This is a genomic window from Microbulbifer maximicatervae (SeqCode) (assembly GCF_052468095.1).
In genome coordinates this window covers 4,821,603-4,837,470 of record NZ_CP174332.1, presented here as the reverse complement: position 1 = coordinate 4,837,470, position 15,868 = coordinate 4,821,603, and the positions used below count along the sequence as shown (strand labels likewise).

Annotated in this window: 19 protein-coding genes and 1 tRNA gene; 14 read left to right on the top strand and 6 right to left on the bottom strand. The window is 52.8% G+C overall.

Annotated elements, in window-relative coordinates; all coding sequences use genetic code 11:
• The first annotated feature begins 2 nt into the window (after positions 1-2).
• The 7 genes from moaC to ACJJIL_RS21440 all read left to right on the top strand — a co-directional run bounded on the left by moaC (position 3) and on the right by ACJJIL_RS21440 (position 5,155).
• Complete coding sequence (gene moaC, locus ACJJIL_RS21470; RefSeq protein WP_282930383.1) at positions 3-494, top strand: cyclic pyranopterin monophosphate synthase MoaC; 492 nt, start codon at positions 3-5, stop codon at positions 492-494.
• Between the two features lie 21 nt (positions 495-515).
• The gene (moaD, locus tag ACJJIL_RS21465; RefSeq protein WP_444906674.1) at positions 516-761 is read left to right on the top strand and encodes a molybdopterin converting factor subunit 1; all 246 of its coding nucleotides are present in this window, start codon (positions 516-518) and stop codon (positions 759-761) included.
• Positions 762-771: 10 nt separating this feature from the next.
• On the top strand, positions 772-1,251 hold the full coding sequence (gene moaE / locus ACJJIL_RS21460; protein WP_445362022.1) for a molybdopterin synthase catalytic subunit MoaE: 480 nt from the start codon (positions 772-774) through the stop codon (positions 1,249-1,251).
• Entirely contained in the window at positions 1,236-2,018 is a 783-nt protein-coding gene (gene modA, locus ACJJIL_RS21455) for a molybdate ABC transporter substrate-binding protein (protein WP_445360721.1), read from the top strand. The genes moaE and modA overlap by 16 nt, the downstream gene beginning before the upstream one ends.
• On the top strand, positions 2,015-2,737 hold the full coding sequence (gene modB, locus ACJJIL_RS21450; protein ID WP_444892546.1) for a molybdate ABC transporter permease subunit: 723 nt from the start codon (positions 2,015-2,017) through the stop codon (positions 2,735-2,737). Before modA ends, modB begins: the two co-directional genes overlap by 4 nt.
• Entirely contained in the window at positions 2,737-3,855 is a 1,119-nt protein-coding gene (locus ACJJIL_RS21445; protein ID WP_445360720.1) for an ATP-binding cassette domain-containing protein, read from the top strand. The genes modB and ACJJIL_RS21445 overlap by 1 nt, the downstream gene beginning before the upstream one ends.
• A 100-nt stretch (positions 3,856-3,955) precedes the next feature.
• Positions 3,956-5,155 carry a hypothetical protein gene (locus ACJJIL_RS21440; protein WP_445360719.1) on the top strand — a complete coding sequence of 400 codons (1,200 nt, stop codon included), beginning with the start codon at positions 3,956-3,958 and terminating at the stop codon, positions 5,153-5,155.
• Positions 5,156-5,209: 54 nt separating this feature from the next.
• Here the strand turns inward: ACJJIL_RS21440 and ACJJIL_RS21435 are convergent, their stop codons facing one another.
• Complete coding sequence (locus ACJJIL_RS21435) at positions 5,210-6,823, bottom strand: MFS transporter (RefSeq protein ID WP_444918765.1); 1,614 nt, start codon at positions 6,821-6,823, stop codon at positions 5,210-5,212.
• Between the two features lie 198 nt (positions 6,824-7,021).
• Here ACJJIL_RS21435 and narL point away from each other — a divergent pair, with 198 nt between their 5' ends.
• Both narL and moeA read left to right on the top strand, forming a co-directional pair.
• Positions 7,022-7,687: a two-component system response regulator NarL gene (gene narL / locus ACJJIL_RS21430; RefSeq protein ID WP_108731363.1), complete on the top strand. Its 666-nt coding sequence runs from the start codon at positions 7,022-7,024 to the stop codon at positions 7,685-7,687.
• Positions 7,688-7,728: 41 nt separating this feature from the next.
• Positions 7,729-8,970: a molybdopterin molybdotransferase MoeA gene (moeA, locus tag ACJJIL_RS21425; RefSeq protein WP_445360718.1), complete on the top strand. Its 1,242-nt coding sequence runs from the start codon at positions 7,729-7,731 to the stop codon at positions 8,968-8,970.
• A 198-nt stretch (positions 8,971-9,168) separates the two neighbouring features.
• Here the strand turns inward: moeA and ACJJIL_RS21420 are convergent, their stop codons facing one another.
• The 4 genes from ACJJIL_RS21420 to ACJJIL_RS21405 form a co-directional block, all read right to left on the bottom strand.
• Complete coding sequence (locus ACJJIL_RS21420) at positions 9,169-9,582, bottom strand: type II toxin-antitoxin system YafO family toxin (protein ID WP_445360717.1); 414 nt, start codon at positions 9,580-9,582, stop codon at positions 9,169-9,171.
• Positions 9,579-9,764, bottom strand: coding sequence for a hypothetical protein (locus ACJJIL_RS21415; protein WP_445360716.1), 186 nt, complete (start codon positions 9,762-9,764; stop codon positions 9,579-9,581). Before ACJJIL_RS21415 ends, ACJJIL_RS21420 begins: the two co-directional genes overlap by 4 nt.
• Complete coding sequence (locus ACJJIL_RS21410) at positions 9,764-10,084, bottom strand: hypothetical protein (protein ID WP_445360715.1); 321 nt, start codon at positions 10,082-10,084, stop codon at positions 9,764-9,766. The genes ACJJIL_RS21415 and ACJJIL_RS21410 overlap by 1 nt, the downstream gene beginning before the upstream one ends.
• 625 nt (positions 10,085-10,709) lie before the next feature.
• A tRNA-Arg gene (locus ACJJIL_RS21405) sits at positions 10,710-10,786 on the bottom strand.
• A gap of 191 nt (positions 10,787-10,977) precedes the next feature.
• Here ACJJIL_RS21405 and ACJJIL_RS21400 point away from each other — a divergent pair.
• Positions 10,978-11,400 carry a c-type cytochrome gene (locus ACJJIL_RS21400; protein WP_444935148.1) on the top strand — a complete coding sequence of 141 codons (423 nt, stop codon included), beginning with the start codon at positions 10,978-10,980 and terminating at the stop codon, positions 11,398-11,400.
• 513 nt (positions 11,401-11,913) lie between these two features.
• On the opposite strand, the gene rep is transcribed toward ACJJIL_RS21400, so the two are convergent.
• Entirely contained in the window at positions 11,914-13,947 is a 2,034-nt protein-coding gene (gene rep, locus ACJJIL_RS21395) for a DNA helicase Rep (RefSeq protein WP_445360714.1), read from the bottom strand.
• Between the two features lie 153 nt (positions 13,948-14,100).
• Here rep and ACJJIL_RS21390 point away from each other — a divergent pair, with 153 nt between their 5' ends.
• Genes ACJJIL_RS21390 through ACJJIL_RS21375 form a run of 4 tightly spaced genes read left to right on the top strand, consistent with a single transcriptional unit; the run spans position 14,101 to position 15,863 of the window.
• Positions 14,101-14,319, top strand: a complete 219-nt coding sequence (locus tag ACJJIL_RS21390; protein ID WP_252084134.1) for a DUF3565 domain-containing protein — start codon at positions 14,101-14,103, stop codon at positions 14,317-14,319.
• Positions 14,320-14,321: 2 nt separating this feature from the next.
• Complete coding sequence (locus tag ACJJIL_RS21385; protein WP_282951922.1) at positions 14,322-14,774, top strand: YaiI/YqxD family protein; 453 nt, start codon at positions 14,322-14,324, stop codon at positions 14,772-14,774.
• 17 nt (positions 14,775-14,791) lie between these two features.
• Positions 14,792-15,295 carry a GNAT family N-acetyltransferase gene (locus ACJJIL_RS21380; RefSeq protein ID WP_445360713.1) on the top strand — a complete coding sequence of 168 codons (504 nt, stop codon included), beginning with the start codon at positions 14,792-14,794 and terminating at the stop codon, positions 15,293-15,295.
• Between the two features lie 10 nt (positions 15,296-15,305).
• Positions 15,306-15,863 carry a GNAT family N-acetyltransferase gene (locus tag ACJJIL_RS21375; RefSeq protein WP_445360712.1) on the top strand — a complete coding sequence of 186 codons (558 nt, stop codon included), beginning with the start codon at positions 15,306-15,308 and terminating at the stop codon, positions 15,861-15,863.
• The last annotated feature ends 5 nt before the right edge of the window (positions 15,864-15,868 follow it).

The window sequence follows — 15,868 nt, the reverse complement described above, 5'->3', positions numbered from 1 at the left end:
TTGTGAGCCAGTTAACCCATTTAAACCAGCGTGGCGAAGCCAGCATGGTGGATGTTACCGAGAAGGACATCACTGACCGCAGTGCCCTGGCTGAGAGTAGTATCAGTATGAGTGCAGAGGCTTTTGCACTGCTGAGCCAAGGGGCGCACAAAAAAGGCGATGTGCTTTCTGTAGCTCGTATCGCCGGCATCCAGGCCGCGAAGAAAACCTCGGATTTAATTCCCCTGTGCCATCCGCTAGCGTTGACCAAAGTAGCGGTGGATTTCGAATTACAGCCGGAAAAGCACAGTGTGCATATCACCGCTTTCTGCCGCTTGGCCGGTCGCACCGGAGTAGAGATGGAAGCGTTAACCGCAGCTTCGGTAGCGGCGCTGACCATTTACGATATGTGCAAAGCCGTGGACCCGGCGATGGAAATCGGCCCGACCCGCCTGCTGCAAAAAACCGGCGGTAAGCGCGGCCACTGGCGCGGCGATGCTGCGGACAAGGCGTAAAAATTTCAGAGGTGTAAAGCGATGGTAAAGGTTCTGTTTTTCGCGCGTCTGCGCCAGCAATTGGGCATGGGCGAGACTACCCTGGAGGACTTTTCCGGCAGTCTCAGCGAGTTGCGCAAAACCCTATGTGAACAGCGCCCGGATTGGAGCCCGCACCTGCAAAGGGATGATATTCGTATGGCCCTGAACCAGGAGCTAGCAGAAACCGGAGCCCAGGTGAAGGCTGGGGATGAAGTTGCATTTTTCCCGCCGGTTACCGGCGGTTAGTGGTGCCAATATGAAAGCCGTTGATCGTATTGAAGTCTGTGAAACGCCCCTCGACGTAGCGGCTGAATATACTGCGCTGCAGGGCAACAGTGGTGATGGTGCCTGCGTTCTGTTTGTGGGTTCGGTGCGGGACTTCAATGCGGGTAGTGATGTCTGCGGCCTGGCCCTGGAACACTATCCGGGAATGACGGAAAAAAGCCTGCAACGGATTATCAATGATGCCCGCGATCGCTGGTCCCTGGGGCGTGTGACTATCGTCCACCGGGTTGGCCCCATGCAGATCAATGATGAGATTGTTTTTGTCGGCGTTACCAGCCCCCACCGCCAAGCCGCCTTTGCCGCCTGCCAATACATCATGGATCGCCTCAAAACTGAGGCGCCTTTCTGGAAGCGCGAAGCGGTTGCGGATGAGTCCGGTAAGCCTTCAGAGCGCTGGGTCGAAGCTCGGGCCAGTGATGCTGCGGAGATGGAAAAGTGGTCCGCCGGCTGAGCCTGCTGCTATCCGCTTTACTGGTGGCCATCGCGCTACCGGTAAATGCGGATAACTGCATCTTGCGGGTGGCGGTAGCGTCCAGCTTTCGCCCGGCACTGGAAGAGGTACTGCCGGAATTTGAGCGTCGCCATGCCTGTGTGGTGCAAATCAGCAGTGGCAGCTCAGGGGTGCTCTACCAACAAATAGCGCACCGCGCGCCCTTCGATTTATTCCTGTCTGCCGATCGTGAGCGACCTGAACTGTTGGAAAAGCAGGGTGGGGCACTGGGCAACAGTCGCCAGACTTACGCCCTGGGTTTACTGGCTCTCTGGCACCCAAAATCGGAATCCAATATCAAGCAGCTACTGCAAACCTGGCCCGATAAAATTGTATTAGCCGATCCGAAAGTAGCGCCTTTCGGCAGTGCCGCACGGCAAGCGCTGCAAAGCCTGGATTTGTGGAAGAAAAAACAAACTCAATTAGCCCGGGCTCACAATGCCGGCCAAGCCTATTTAATGCTGGATTCCGGCAATGCGCAGCTGGGCTTTGTCGCCGCCAGCCAGATGCAAGCAGCCGGCCGCGATAACTACTGGTTGCTGCCGCAGCGTTTGTACAAACCCATTGAACAGCAGCTGCTGATTCCCACCCAGAGCCGTCGGCCTAAAGAGGCGCAGTCCCTCGCTGACTATTTGCGTTCAGCGGAAGTGCAGGTGCAACTACAGCACTTGGGTTACGGTGTTTTGCCAACTCAATATCGAAGTAGAGATGGAGGGAGTGGTTTATGAATATCGCCGCTGCCGACTGGCAGGCCCTGTGGCTAACTTTAAAATTGGCCGGCTTAACTACCTTGCTCCTGTTTATTATCGGCGTGCCCTTGGCCTGGAAATTGAGCCAATGGCAGAGCCGCTGGCGCCATGGCATAGAGGTATTAATTACCCTACCGCTGGTACTGCCACCCACGGTGTTGGGTTTTTATTTACTGCTTTTATTTTCCCCTAACTATGCTCCCGGGCAGTGGCTGTCACAACTTTTTGATGGCCCTTTGGTGTTTTCCTTTACCGGCCTGGTATTTGCGTCAGTAATTTATTCCCTACCGTTTATGGTGCAGCCGCTGCTAGCCGCGTTTAATGCCAATGGTCAGCGTTTGACCCAGGCTGCCGCAGCACTGGGTATACCGCCCTGGGCGGCACTATTAAAAGTTCTTTTGCCGGCGAGTCGCGCCGCTATTGTGAGTGCCTGCGCTTTAACCTTTGCCCATACCCTGGGTGAGTTCGGGGTAGTGCTGATGATTGGTGGCTCTATTCCCGGTGAGACCCAGGTGGTTTCTATTGCTCTTTATCAACATGTGGAGGCGATGGAATACGGTGCGGCGCACCGGCTGGCTTTGATGTTGATGGGAATTACTACGGTACTGCTACTCGCTGCCCGTTGGCTGGGACATAGTTTGGCCCCGCGCGGATCAAACAACGAGCAGGCTAAACCGGTAATGGGGGTGCTGGGCTAATGGAAATCACCTTACCCCTTGTCGGTACTGCGTCTACCACTTCTGATTCCACCGGACTGAGTGTTTCAGGGCTGGTGACTCCGCTTAACGCTGCGATTCCCTGGCAATTAGAGCTGCCAGCCTCTGGAGTTTTTGGTCTTACCGGTCCCTCCGGCAGCGGCAAGAGCACATTACTGGCTGCTTTGGCTGGCCAGCGCCACTGCCGTGGCAATATCACTTTTGCCAATACGGTTTGGCAGCGCGGACGCCGCGCCCTGGCTACCCACAAAAGGACGCTTTCTTTGGGCTTTCAGGACAGCCGCCTGTTTGCCGGCCAGTCAGTGGCAGATAACCTGGCACTGGCCCGCCGTTACAGCCGCAGGCCACTGCCCGAGGAAGAGTGTGATCGGCTGCTAAAGGCTTTTGGTATTGAACTGCTACTCCATCAGCCGGTAGAGCTATTGTCTGGCGGAGAATCGCAGCGTGTGGCTGTATTACGCCAGCTTTTTAACAACGCGCCGCTGCAATTATTTGATGAGCCGCTTTCAGCGGTTGACCGCGCCCAAGTACTGCGGCGCCTATTGCCGACCCTACGGGATTTCTGGGCTCGATATCCGGCGCTGGTAATCTGGACCAGTCACGACTTTGATGAAATCCAGTTGCTGGCCCAGCGCTGCTTGTGGATGGATTCTGCCAATTTGTCCGCGCCACTTCCCTTACCTGAAGTTGCCCAGCGCCTGGATAACCACGGCGTAGGGGATAGCTGCCGCAGCCGGATTGAAGCGCGAGTGGAATCCCTAAACAATGGTCTGCTGACTTTGGATTTAGGGGGGATTTCTATCTTTGCAGATAGGGTGGCAGGCCATTATCGCAAAGGCGATACCGCAGCTTTTCTGCTGGAAGCTGGAGATATTAGCCTCAGTGTAGAGAAGCCGGGCTTGTCCAGTATCCTCAATTGCCTGCCGGTAACTTTAGTTGCTAAGCAGAACCTTACCGACGGCCGCATTCGTTTACAGTTAGCCGCTGCTGATCAGGTGTTCTACGCAGATATTTCCCGTCTCTCCTGCGAGCGCCTAGAACTGCGTGAAGGCACTACCTACTTTGCCCAGTTTAAGGCCGGTAGTCTTGCCGGTTTGTAGGTAGTTCCAGGGCAATTTCTGAAAGTGCATTGCTTCGATCCCTAAAACCCCAGCAATTTTTTTGCTAAGTTTGAACACCAGCTAACTTAGTGGTGCTCCTATGGGCGTTGTGTTGGGAATTTCCCTCTTTAACGAGGGCGATAAGTTTTACCGGGAAAAAGCACAGGTCGAGGGCTTACCTGTAGCGAAAGCCGTGACCATTGAGGATCTACACCCAGTACTTACTCGTTGCATAGAAGAAGGCGGGCACAACTATCGAGTAAGCCGCCTGGAATCGGGTGAGCTGGAAATTGCCGAGCTACTTGAGGATTGTGAGCCCTACCGGATCGATACTTTCCGCTATCAGCTTCGCCGAAAGGGCGACGCTATCGTTATCCGCTCTACTTACAAAGACGATGCCTTGTACTTTCATTTGGCTTGCCGCGCAGCCAGTGGGCAGAGAGTTAAGATAGATTTCCACGGCGAGCACCCGTTTTATAACTATGACTCCATAGCGGAATACCAGGGTGGTAACTACCATCTGGCCAATTTCTTTGACCTTCAATATTTGCCCGGTTATATCGAAGAGCACTGCCGGCGATTTATTCACTGCCCGGAGTACTGGTCTTTTACCTTCTTTATCCCGTATTTGGGCAAGGTAGAGCTGAATAACCACACTTCCGATCCAGAACAGCCTCTCTACCACCTCGATTTCTATTGCCCGGAGCGCAAGCTAAAAATCTTCCAGTCGGCGCTTGAGAGAGAAGGCTCTTACTATTTTCGTGACGCTATCTCGGCAGAAAAGCTGGTGCAATTACTTGAAGATATGGCGACAGAACTGCTGCCAGAGCTGCAAGAAGCGGGTGTTAAGTCTTGCTTGAGCTGCTTTGAAGCTATCCATCAAGCCTACAGTGAAATTGAGAGCACCATTGAGACGGATGACAGTCTTGCCTCAGTTGCGGAGGATCTTGTTGGGTACCAACAGAGTATCTGCGGCAGACCTGTCCAATACGAAGTCACTGAAAATGCAGATGGGTCTATTACTGTGCAGGCCTACTATTTTCAGCCGCCCATAGGTTACAACTATACGATTAGTGCTGAGGATATCGCAGGGTGCCATATCTATTTGGATAAGCTGCACGATTTAGATTTTTATGAGCAGATGTGTATAGCTATTGCCAGGCATCTATGCCCGACGATGCCAACCGTTGAAGACTTGGATGAAGTGACGATCTACTATCGCAGGGACACCGATAGACAGCTGATTTCCAGCCTGCTTGAAGGTTCGGATATAACGCCGATATTGGTTCAGGTGAAATAAAAAAGGGGAGGTTAAACCTCCCCGCAACTGCGGTTTCCCGCCCGTGAGACCAAATTATGGATTGTAGAATTCGCCGTTCTTGCGCAGGTAGAACCAGTAGTTAACCACCAGGCAAACCGCGTAGAAGATAGCAATGCCTGCCAGAGCGTATTCCGGGGTGGTGGCTTTGATCTGCTCGCCGAAGACCTTGGGAATATAGAAGGCACCGTAGGCGGCAACTGCTGAAGTCCATCCCAATACCGGGCCTGCCTGCTCTTTCGGGAACACCATGGCGATGGTGCGGAAGGTAGAGCCATTGCCGATACCGGTAGCGGCGAACAGCACCAGGAACAGCAGGAAGAAGGGCAGGAAGAACTCTTCCGGAGTGGCTGAGCCGTAGGCGGCCTTCATGTAGTAAGCCACACCCAGGGCACTACCCACCATGATTGCAGCACAGATTTGGGTAACCAGGGCTCCGCCGATGCGGTCGGAGATCCAACCACCTACCGGGCGAATCAGGGCGCCGATAAACGGACCCATCCAGGCGTACATCAGGGCGCTGGGGCCATTGTTGTTGATGGTATCGTGAGTCATAACCCCGTCCACCATCACGTGGCTGTATCCGAAGATCACCTTGATAGCCAGGGGGAAGGCCGCTGCGAAACCGATAAAGCTGCCGAAGGTCATGGTGTAAATGACACTCATCACCCAGGTGTGCTTGTTGTTGAAGATACGGTACTGACGCTGCAAGCTGGTTTTAATCTCACCGGGCAGCAGCTTCAAGCCGAACACGGTAGCGGCGATTACCAGTACCAGAACGATTTCCTTGGGCACACCCCAGCCTGAACCGTTAGCCGCTTCGGGAAGCAACAGCCACAGACCTGTGATTGCGGTGAAGAGGCCGATTCCCAACATCATGGTCATCTTCAACATCGCGCCGATAGAGCTGCCCACATCCGGGGTGACTTCGTCGGTGCGCAGGTTGTTCATACCGAACCAACCTACAAAGGCCAGTGGAATCAGGAACAGCAGCCATACAAAACCGGCATTTTGAATCCACGCTTCAGAACCGGCTGGTACTTTGCCAATCAGGGAGCCAGAGCTGCTCACCAGGGTCATGGGATCGCCGCCGGCAGCGCCGAAGGCACCGAAGGTCATAAACAGCGGTACCAGGATCTGCATGGTGGTAACACCGAAGTTACCTAAGCCTGCATTCAGGCCAAGTGCCAACCCTTGTTTTTCCTTGGGGAAAAAGAAGCTGATATTGGACATGGAAGAGGCGAAGTTACCACCGCCGATACCAGACAGCAGAGCTAGCAACTGGAATACCCACAGTGGGGTCTCAGGATTTTGCAAGGCGATACCCGTGCCCAGGGCAGGGACCATCAATAGGGCCGTGGTAAAGACAATGGTGTTGCGCCCACCGAACAATCGAATAAAGAAACTACTGGGTATTCGAAGGGTGGCGCCGGTGAGGCCGGCAATTGCCATCAGGGTAAACAGATCGGCTTTGGCAATGGGGAAGCCAAGGTTGAGCATTTGAACGGTAATAATGCCCCAGTAGAGCCACACGGCGAAGCCGCACAGCAAACTGGGAATGGATATCCACAAATTCCGGTTTGCGATTTTTTTGCCCTTGGACTGCCAGAACTTGCTGTCCTCTGGGGCCCACTCGTAGATGTCAGACACGGCGGCCACTCCTCCTCGAAATGATTCGTCCGGCCACTATGGGCCGGGGCTTATCCCTGCTCAATTACCAACAGTAAGTAACCCCTTTGCCCCCGCGCGTAATAGCTACCCATTTGGGGGTAAGCGCAGGCACTGAGCCCTGTGTTAAAGTCACTGTTCAGAATTAGTACAACTTACAGCAATGAAGCAGGACACCCCATGACTTCTTCTGCCACGGTAATGATGGTTGATGACCATCCTCTGTTTCGTAAAGGTCTCAAGCAATTGTTTGCTATGGAGCCCAGCCTGGAGTTGGTAGCCGAGGCCAGTAGCGGGGAGGAAGCGCTGGAGCTGGCCAAACAGCACGAGCCGGACCTTATTCTATTGGACCTGAATATGCGCGGTATGGATGGGCTGGATACCTTGCGGGCAATGCGTGCAGCCGATGTAGCCTCACGTATCGTGATACTCACTGTTTCCGATAACAACGCGGACGTAGTTTCCTGTATTCGTGCCGGTGCCGATGGTTACCTGCTCAAGGATATGGAACCGGAAGATATTCTCGATCAGGTTATCCAGGCCACACACGGCAAGCTCGCTATCAGCCAGCGCCTTACCGAGATCCTCGCCTCCGCTCTGCGCAAGCCGGACAATTCCGGTGCGGATACCCTGTCGACGCTCACCAGTCGCGAATACCAGATCTTGCAATTGATCGCCGATGGCCTCAGTAACAAGTTAATCGCCCGTGAATTGGATATCAGTGATGCCACTGTAAAGGTTCACGTTAAACACTTATTGAAAAAGTTGGGTATGCGCTCCCGCGTGGAAGCCGCTGTGTGGATGGTTAATCAAAAGCGACCGGAATCGCAAAACCGCAGCCACTGATTTTTCCCAACTACAAAGGAATGACGTAAGAGATATTGTCCATGCCCACTATCGACTGCTGTAGCCAACCGGGCCTGATGCCCATCGAAAGCGCCCGCGAAAAACTTCTTGAGGCACTGAGCCCAATCAGTGGCACTGAGACTTTGCCCCTGGCACAAGCCGCCGGTCGAGTATTGGCTGAGGATGTTATCTCCACAGTAAACCTACCGCCCTGCGACAATTCCGCAATGGACGGTTACGCCCTGCGCTTTGAAGACCTGGCCAGTGGCTTGCCGCTGGAACTGATCGGCAAATCTTTTGCCGGTGCACCTTTTGACGGTGTGGTGAACCCCGGCACTTGCGTGCGCATTATGACGGGAGCCGCAGTACCGGCCGGTGCAGATACGGTAGTGATGCAGGAAAATGTCGATGCCCAGGGGGAGTCGATACGAATAAATTGTGAAGTTCGCGCTGGCGACCATGTTCGCCGCTGCGGTGAAGACGTGGCTGAAGGAGCTAGCCTGCTCAAGGACGGAGAGAGCATCAGCGTTCCACATATTGCCCTGCTCGCCGCTGCCGGTGTGGGCACAGTGACTGTAGTGCGCAAACCGGTAATCGCACTTTTCTCCACCGGCGATGAATTGCGCCAGCCTGGCGAAGCCCTGGGTAAGGGCGATATCTACGATAGCAATCGCATTGCCCTGTTATCAGCCCTGGACCAGCTGGACCTGGATATTTTGGATTTGGGTATATTGCCCGATAACAAACAGGCTATTACCAATGCCTTGCAGCGTGCTTCCGAAGAGGCCGATGCTATTATCACCTCCGGTGGAGTCTCCGTTGGCGAAGCGGATTACACCCGTGAAGTGTTGGAAGAACTGGGAGAGATCGGCTTCTGGAAAGTGGCGATGAAGCCCGGCAAACCTTTTGCATTTGGTTTCCTACAGGGAACGCCCTTCTTCGGCCTACCCGGCAACCCGGTTTCCGCCCTGGTAACTTTCTACCAACTGGCCGTCCCCGCCCTGAGTGTGATGAAAGGCGATCAGTGGACTGGCCCGCAGACCTTGCAGGCAAAACTGTTAAAACCCCTGAAGAAAAAGCCCGGCCGTACCGATTTCCAGCGGGGTGTATATCGCAGTGATGAAAACGGGATATTGGTAGTAGAACCGGTTGGTACCCAGGGGAGCCATATTCTTTCCGGTCTGGCTGCTGCTAACTGCTTTATCGTTTTAGCGCGAGAGAGTGGTAGTGTAGAGGCTGGGGAGCAGGTGGTGATTGAGCCTTTGAGGGTGCCGTTGGGTTGAGTAAATATACAGAGTGAAGTTAAGCTGCTTGAACAGTTGAGGCTGATCTTGAAAGAGGTAAAGCTAAGCATCCCATAATTATTTTAAATATTAAGTAATTATGGGATATATCATTTCCTGATGAAATTCAATTGGCAGTAGTAAATAGTATTGCGTAATAGGTCCCAGGCTATGTAAAGTAATTAGACTGAATAATTTCTAATACTGTTCTCGAAAATTTTCAGCAATATCCTCTAGTTTTGCCATCAAATTATTGTCTCTATCTGTATTTATTACTTCTTCAGGTTTTCTTGGATCAAAATGCTTTATTATCCCAATAAGGAGATAAGTATTCGGTTCCATAAAACCAGGGCAGTAGGCCAGAACATAACCACTAGTACGGCGGTACTGTAATAGTCTCACAGGAAAGCCTTGCTCTTTATAATGGAGATGCATCAGTTCTAAGGAAGAGCGCCTAAATGTGCGATCATAAGGTACATCACGGCCAAAGGAACGGGGAAGCATCCCTTCCTCCCCTTTATATGATTTAAACTCCGCAACTAGTGCCTTTCTCTTTTGTTCATCCATGGACTCGCGTAACCAAGTATGGGTGAAGACTCTAATTTCTTTCACCAGCCAGTATCCTTTTTGGGTTGACGTAGCCTTGCGTGCTGGGTTGTTTTCTGTGCTATTTTCTTCAATTCACTTTCTTGAATTTCGAAATTTCGAGTACTTGGCTCGATAATCTCTTCTGAGAACTCAGTAGATTGAAAATTTAGGTTTCGACCTTCGATATGTCTTGAGTCTTTATTCATTACTCTTCCTCAAAACCTCCTATATCTTTTGGCTTCGAATCTTTCAGTTTCTTCGCCATTTTACGAGTCACTTTTTCCATGTCCATTGCATCTCCCGTCGCTTGGGGAGGTAAATCTTTCATTTTCATGGTTCCACGCTGGGCGACTTCACAGAACTCAGTCATGTCTTCAAACAGTTGACTGGGTACAGCATAAAACTGGACTTTATTATCTGAAGTCACCGCTATGGCGTCACCTTCTGCTTCGTGTAATGCGGCACTTGGATTAGTTTTGAACTCGCTTAAAGGCATAGTGCGACCGAATTTTACTTTCCGATGCATAATGCTCCTCTCTGATTTACAAAATTGTTGCTTTATATAAATCTAAGTATGAGGCTAACTTAAGGACTAAGCCAGCTATGAAACCTCTTTAATTTGATAAGGTTCCTTTTCTCATTATATAGAGATGACCGATTCCTCATCAGCATTAATATAAAGAGAAAATATTTACGGTTGTGTTTTAAGTAGGTCGTTTCTCCCTGTGGGTAGGCGAATCTTTAGCCGCTGAGTTACTTCCAAGTTGAATCTGTGCTCAAGTAGATTCTGAGGTACGTGAATATAAATAGGATCTACTGCATAGAATATTGTGAATTAGAGGGTTGGTTATATATTAAAAAATTCACTTATGCGAGTGGTGTGGGGGAGGATTAGCTTCGCCCTTTGGGCTCGCTGCTCTACGGCAGCTTTGTCGCCTCCGAGTCGAACCTGAGTTCGAACGAAGCCTGAGGGTTAGCCATATACAAAGAGGCCCGCATGAGTGGGTGGTGTGCGGGAGGATTAGCTTCGCCCTTTGGGCTCGCTGCTCTACGGCAGCTTTGCTGCCTCCGAGTCGAACCTGAGTTCGAACAAAGCCCTGGGAGTTAGCCATATATAAAAAAAGCCCGCATCAGCGGGCTTTTTTTATATATGGCCCGCCCGAGAGGATTCGAACCTCTGACCTTCGCCTCCGGAGGGCGACGCTCTATCCAGCTGAGCTACGGGCGGTTTAATTGGCTATCTGTGCCAATGGGAGGCGGATTATACAGAAGCTGGGGGGCGGGTTAAAGGACATTCTGTTGGCTTATATAGTCTTTGGCAGGTGGCGATGCAGTGCTTATAATGCGCGGCGTAGGAGTTTGCGACGATATTTTGAACGTTTGTGGGCCAACTCACTTCGGTCCTTTTGGGGGAATATGATGAAGCGTATTTTGGGTATTGTGGCGGCATTGGCCGTCAGTGCGGCTACGGCAGTGGCCCAGCAGTCTGTTGATGAAGAAATCGCAGAGCGAATTGCTCCGGCAGGTGAAACCTGCATGAAAGGTGAAGAGTGTGCAGCGGCAGTAGCGGCAGCTCCTGAGGGTGCTAGCGGCGGCGCTGCTCGCAGTGGTCAGGATATCTACAACGCAAGCTGCCAGACTTGTCACGCAATGGGTGTTGCAGGTGCGCCTAAATTCGGTGATGCCGCAGCTTGGGCACCCCGTATCGCCAAGGGCATGGATACTCTCTACAACAATGCCATCAATGGTATCAATGCTATGCCGGCCAAAGGCCTGTGTATGGATTGTAGCGATGACGAGATCAAAGCTGCTGTGAATTACATGGTGGATAACAGTAAGTAAGCTGTTTCACTATTGGATAAAGGCCGCTCTTTGAGTGGCCTTTTTTATTTGTGGATAATTATTGATATTCATTCTCACTATCTAGGTGCTGCTGATTCGCCGTCAGTGAGTGTTCCTGGGCTGAATTAATAGGGCACCATGGATTTACTGTTGTTTACTGTAAAAATTTTTGGGATCGTAGGTTTACAAGAATGTTGAGAAACACTAGGCGGGCTTTAAATGAATCAGGTTTACACAGTAAAAACTAAGACTGGAACTGTTCAGGTCCAAGATAAGGAAGTATTAGGACGTATTGTGAAGGTTGCGACTCCAGCCGAAGTTAAAAGGGCAACCGAGAAGGTACTGGTTAAGTATCGTAAAACGCTAGAGGCACTAAAAAGCCGATAAGATACCTGAGATTCCTTTGAGCAGCTTCGTGACACCTTTGCGGGTCGTTAAGTTGTGGAAGGGAAAGGCCGCAGAAGGGCGGCCCTGGGATATTGGGTACTTGTGTCGTAGGTACAATAGTTTTAACTAATCAAACATACTCAACAAAGACCCCAGAGTTTCCTCCCCCTTCGCCTGATTCTGCTCCGGCGTTGTCTTACCAAATCCTTCTAATAACACATCCTCTTCCGGCAGCTCGTCGATAAAGCGGCTGGGTGTGGTGTCCTGGGTTTCGCCGAACTGTTTGCGCTTGCCCGCCAGGGTCATGGTGAGGGTGCGCTGGGCGCGGGTAATGCCTACGTAAGTGAGGCGGCGCTCTTCTTCGATATTGTCGTCTTCAATACTGTTGCGGTGGGGAAGTAAGTTCTCTTCCATACCGATCATAAACACATGGGGGAATTCCAGGCCCTTGGCGGCGTGCAGGGTCATAAGGCTGACCTTATCGGTGGCTTCCTCTTCTTCCTGGCGCTCCAGCATATCCCGCAGGATCAGTTTGGAGATGGCCTGTTCCAGGCGAATATCCTGCTCCAGCTCATCGTCGGTGCCCTCCATAATCTTGTTGAGGCTCTCCAGCAGCCAATACACATTTTCCATGCGCTTCTCGGCCACCTTCTCGCTGCTGGCGTTTTGCGAGAGCCAACCGGCGTAGTCGATATCTTCCAGCATTTCACGCAGGGCGCCATTGGCTGTGGTATCGCGACAGTTGCGCTGTACCCCTTCGAGCCACAGGGCGAAGCGATTCAGGCGCTCGTAGCCCTGCTCGTTGATATGCTCCTTAAAGCCAAGTTCCGAGCAGGCTTTGAACATGGAAATCTCGCGGCCCTTGGCGTAGTTGCCCAAGGCTTCCAGGCTGCTGGTACCTATTTGGCGACGCGGGGTATTGATAATGCGCAGGAACGCGTTGTCATCATCCGGATTTACCAACAGGCGCAGGTAAGCCATCACGTCCTTGATTTCAGCGCGGGCGAAGAAGGAAGTACCGCCGGACATCTGGTAGGGAACCTGGTGCTCCTGCAATTTCATTTCGATCAGGCGCGCTTGATGGTTGCCGCGATAGAGCACGGCAAAATCCATAAACTTGCAGCCGCGACGGCTCTTTTGCAGAAAAATCTCGTTGGCGACCCGCTCCGCTTCCTCGTTTTCATTGGCCACCTTGAGCACGCGGATCTCCTCACCCAGGCCGCGATCGGACCACAATGCTTTGTCGAATTCGTGAGGATTGTGGGCGATCAGGTGGTTGGCCACTTTGAGGATGCGGCTGGTGGAGCGGTAGTTCTGCTCCAGTTTGATCAGGCGAAGGTTGGGGAAGTCGGTCTTCAGCGCACTCATGTTCTCCGGGCGCGCGCCGCGCCAGGCGTAGATAGACTGGTCATCGTCTCCCACCACTGTGAGGCCGCCGCGCCCGCCCACTAGCAGCTTCACCAGCAGGTACTGGGAGTTGTTGGTGTCCTGATATTCGTCCACCAGCAGGTAACGAATCTTTTTGCGCCAGCGTTGCAGCAACTCTGGATCTTTGTCGAACAACTGTACCGGCAGCAGGATCAGGTCGTCGAAGTCGACGGCATTGTAGGCTTTGAGGGCTTCACAGTAGCGATCGTAGGCAACCGCGATGGCCTGCTCACCGGGGCTCTGTGCCTGCTCAAGGGCGCGGCGCGGGGTGAGCATATCGTTCTTCCAGTTGGAGATCTGGTTCTGTACCCGATCCAACAGGTCTGTATCCAGGTCGCCATCCCTGAGCATCAGCTCCTTGATCAGGGCGCGGGCGTCTTCCGCATCGAAGATGGAGAAACCGGGCTTAAAGCCGGCGGCGCGGTATTCCTTGCGCAGGATATTCAGCCCAAGGTTGTGAAAGGTGGATACGGTGAGACCGTGACTCGCCTTGGAGCGCTTGCCATCCGGGCCCGCCAGCAGTTTGCTGACCCGCTCTTTCATCTCCCGTGCCGCCTTGTTGGTGAAGGTGAGGGCGGCGATATTGCGCGCGGCGTAGCCACACTGCTCGATCAGGTAGGCGATCTTGCGGGTGATTACGCTGGTCTTGCCGGAGCCGGCACCGGCCAGTACCAGGCAGGGGCCATCGACATACTTCACGGCTTCGGATTGGCGGGGATTGAGCTGGGTCATAGATGGGGCTGCATCTTCGCGTCGCGGAAAAGCGGGAGATTCTAGCAGTCTTGGCTCGAATCATCCCAGTACCAGTGCGAACCACCGGCCACACGTATACTTTGCCCTTGGGATTGGCTATAACTGCGCCTTACTCCCTGCTTGTGTAACCCCATGCAACAACCCATCGCCGGCTACCACCTGGATGAAGAGAATCACTGGGTGGCGGAGCTCGCCTGTGGCCACTTCCAACATGTACGCCACAACCCTCCCTGGACCAACCGGCCCTGGGTGATTACTGAACAAGGGCGCGAGTCCATGCTGGGATTCCAGCTCAATTGCAAGAAATGCGATGAGGGTGCACCGCCCGATACGCTCGAAAAGGTTGTATAGCCATGACAAAACTCTGGGTCGATGCCGACGCCTGCCCGGTCGCCATCAAGGAAATCCTGTTTCGCGCCGCTGAGCGCACAGCCACAGAACTGACACTGGTTGCTAACCAAGCGGTGCGGGTGCCGCCGTCGCGCTATATCCGCTCCGTGCAAGTGACAGCCGGTTTTGATGTGGCGGATAACGAGATTGTACAGCGCTGTGAGGCGGGGGATCTGGTTATTACCAGCGATATCCCCCTGGCGGCAGAGGTGATCGACAAGGGTGCTGAAGCCCTTAACCCCCGTGGGGAGCGCTATACCAAAGCCAATATCCGCGCGCGTCTGAATATGAGGGACTTTATGGATACCCTGCGCTCCAGCGGCGTGCATACCGGCGGACCACCGGCCCTTAGCCAGGCGGATCGCAAAGCTTTTGCCGATCAGTTAGATCGATGGCTGGCAAAGAGTCGCAAGTAACTTTAAGGAGAATTGCCGTGGAGAACTTGAGACTGAAGCCAATGGAAGAGTGGCAATTCCCAACATTGATGTCCTGGCTGCCTGACAGGGAGCAGTGCCAACAGTGGGGTGGTCCTGACTTCAGGTTTCCCTTTGAGGGGAGGTCCTTCTTGGAGGATTGTCGTTGGCCGGAGTTGCCCAGCTACGCGCTTCAGGATAGCAGCGGTGACGTGCTGGCTTTTGGGCAGTATTACCAACACCTGGGCCGCTGCCACCTAAGTCGCTTAATTGTCTCGCCTAATCATCGCGGAGCCGGATTAGGGCGTTCGCTGGTAGTACAGCTTGCGCAAACAGGAGCCAGAGCCCTGGATGCAATCGAGTGCTCTTTATTTGTCCTGCGTACTAATCTAGCGGCACGGACTCTCTACCAGAAATTGGGCTTTGAGGAAGCGGCTTACCCAGGGCAGCGAAAATGGCTGGATCAGTGCGATTTTATGGTCGCACCGTCTGTAGATTTTCAGCAGAAAAAAAATATTGAATAGCGAATATTCCATGCCTGAATTAATACAACCCACGACAGAGCGCTTACAGCTGCGCCAGTGGCGAGAGGATGATAAGCCTGTACTTGCCGAAATGAATGCCGACCCCAGGGTAATGGAGTTCTTCCCCTCATTGCTGACGCGACAGCAGAGCGACGCCGGTGTGGATCGCAGTATTGCGCATATTGAGAAGTACGGCTGGGGCTTTTGGGCCTTGGAACTGAGAGAGACCAAAGAGCTTCTTGGATTTGTGGGCATGAAAAATGTGACTGAAGATTTGCCCTTCACTCCAGCGGTAGAGATTGGCTGGCGCTTGGCCTTTCCCCACTGGGGAAAAGGCTATGCCAGTGAAGCTGCACAAGCATCTTTGGATGTAGCTTTTAATACCCTGAATCTCAGCGAAGTCGTTTCCTTTACTGCACTACAAAACCTTCGTTCCCAGCGGGTGATGGAGCGGCTGGGTATGCGGCGGGATTCTCTCGTCTTTGAACATCCACTTGTCCCCAGCGAAAGCCATCTGCAGCGGCACTGCCTTTATCGTTTAAGTGCTGATGATTGGAAAAAATCTTGATGTGA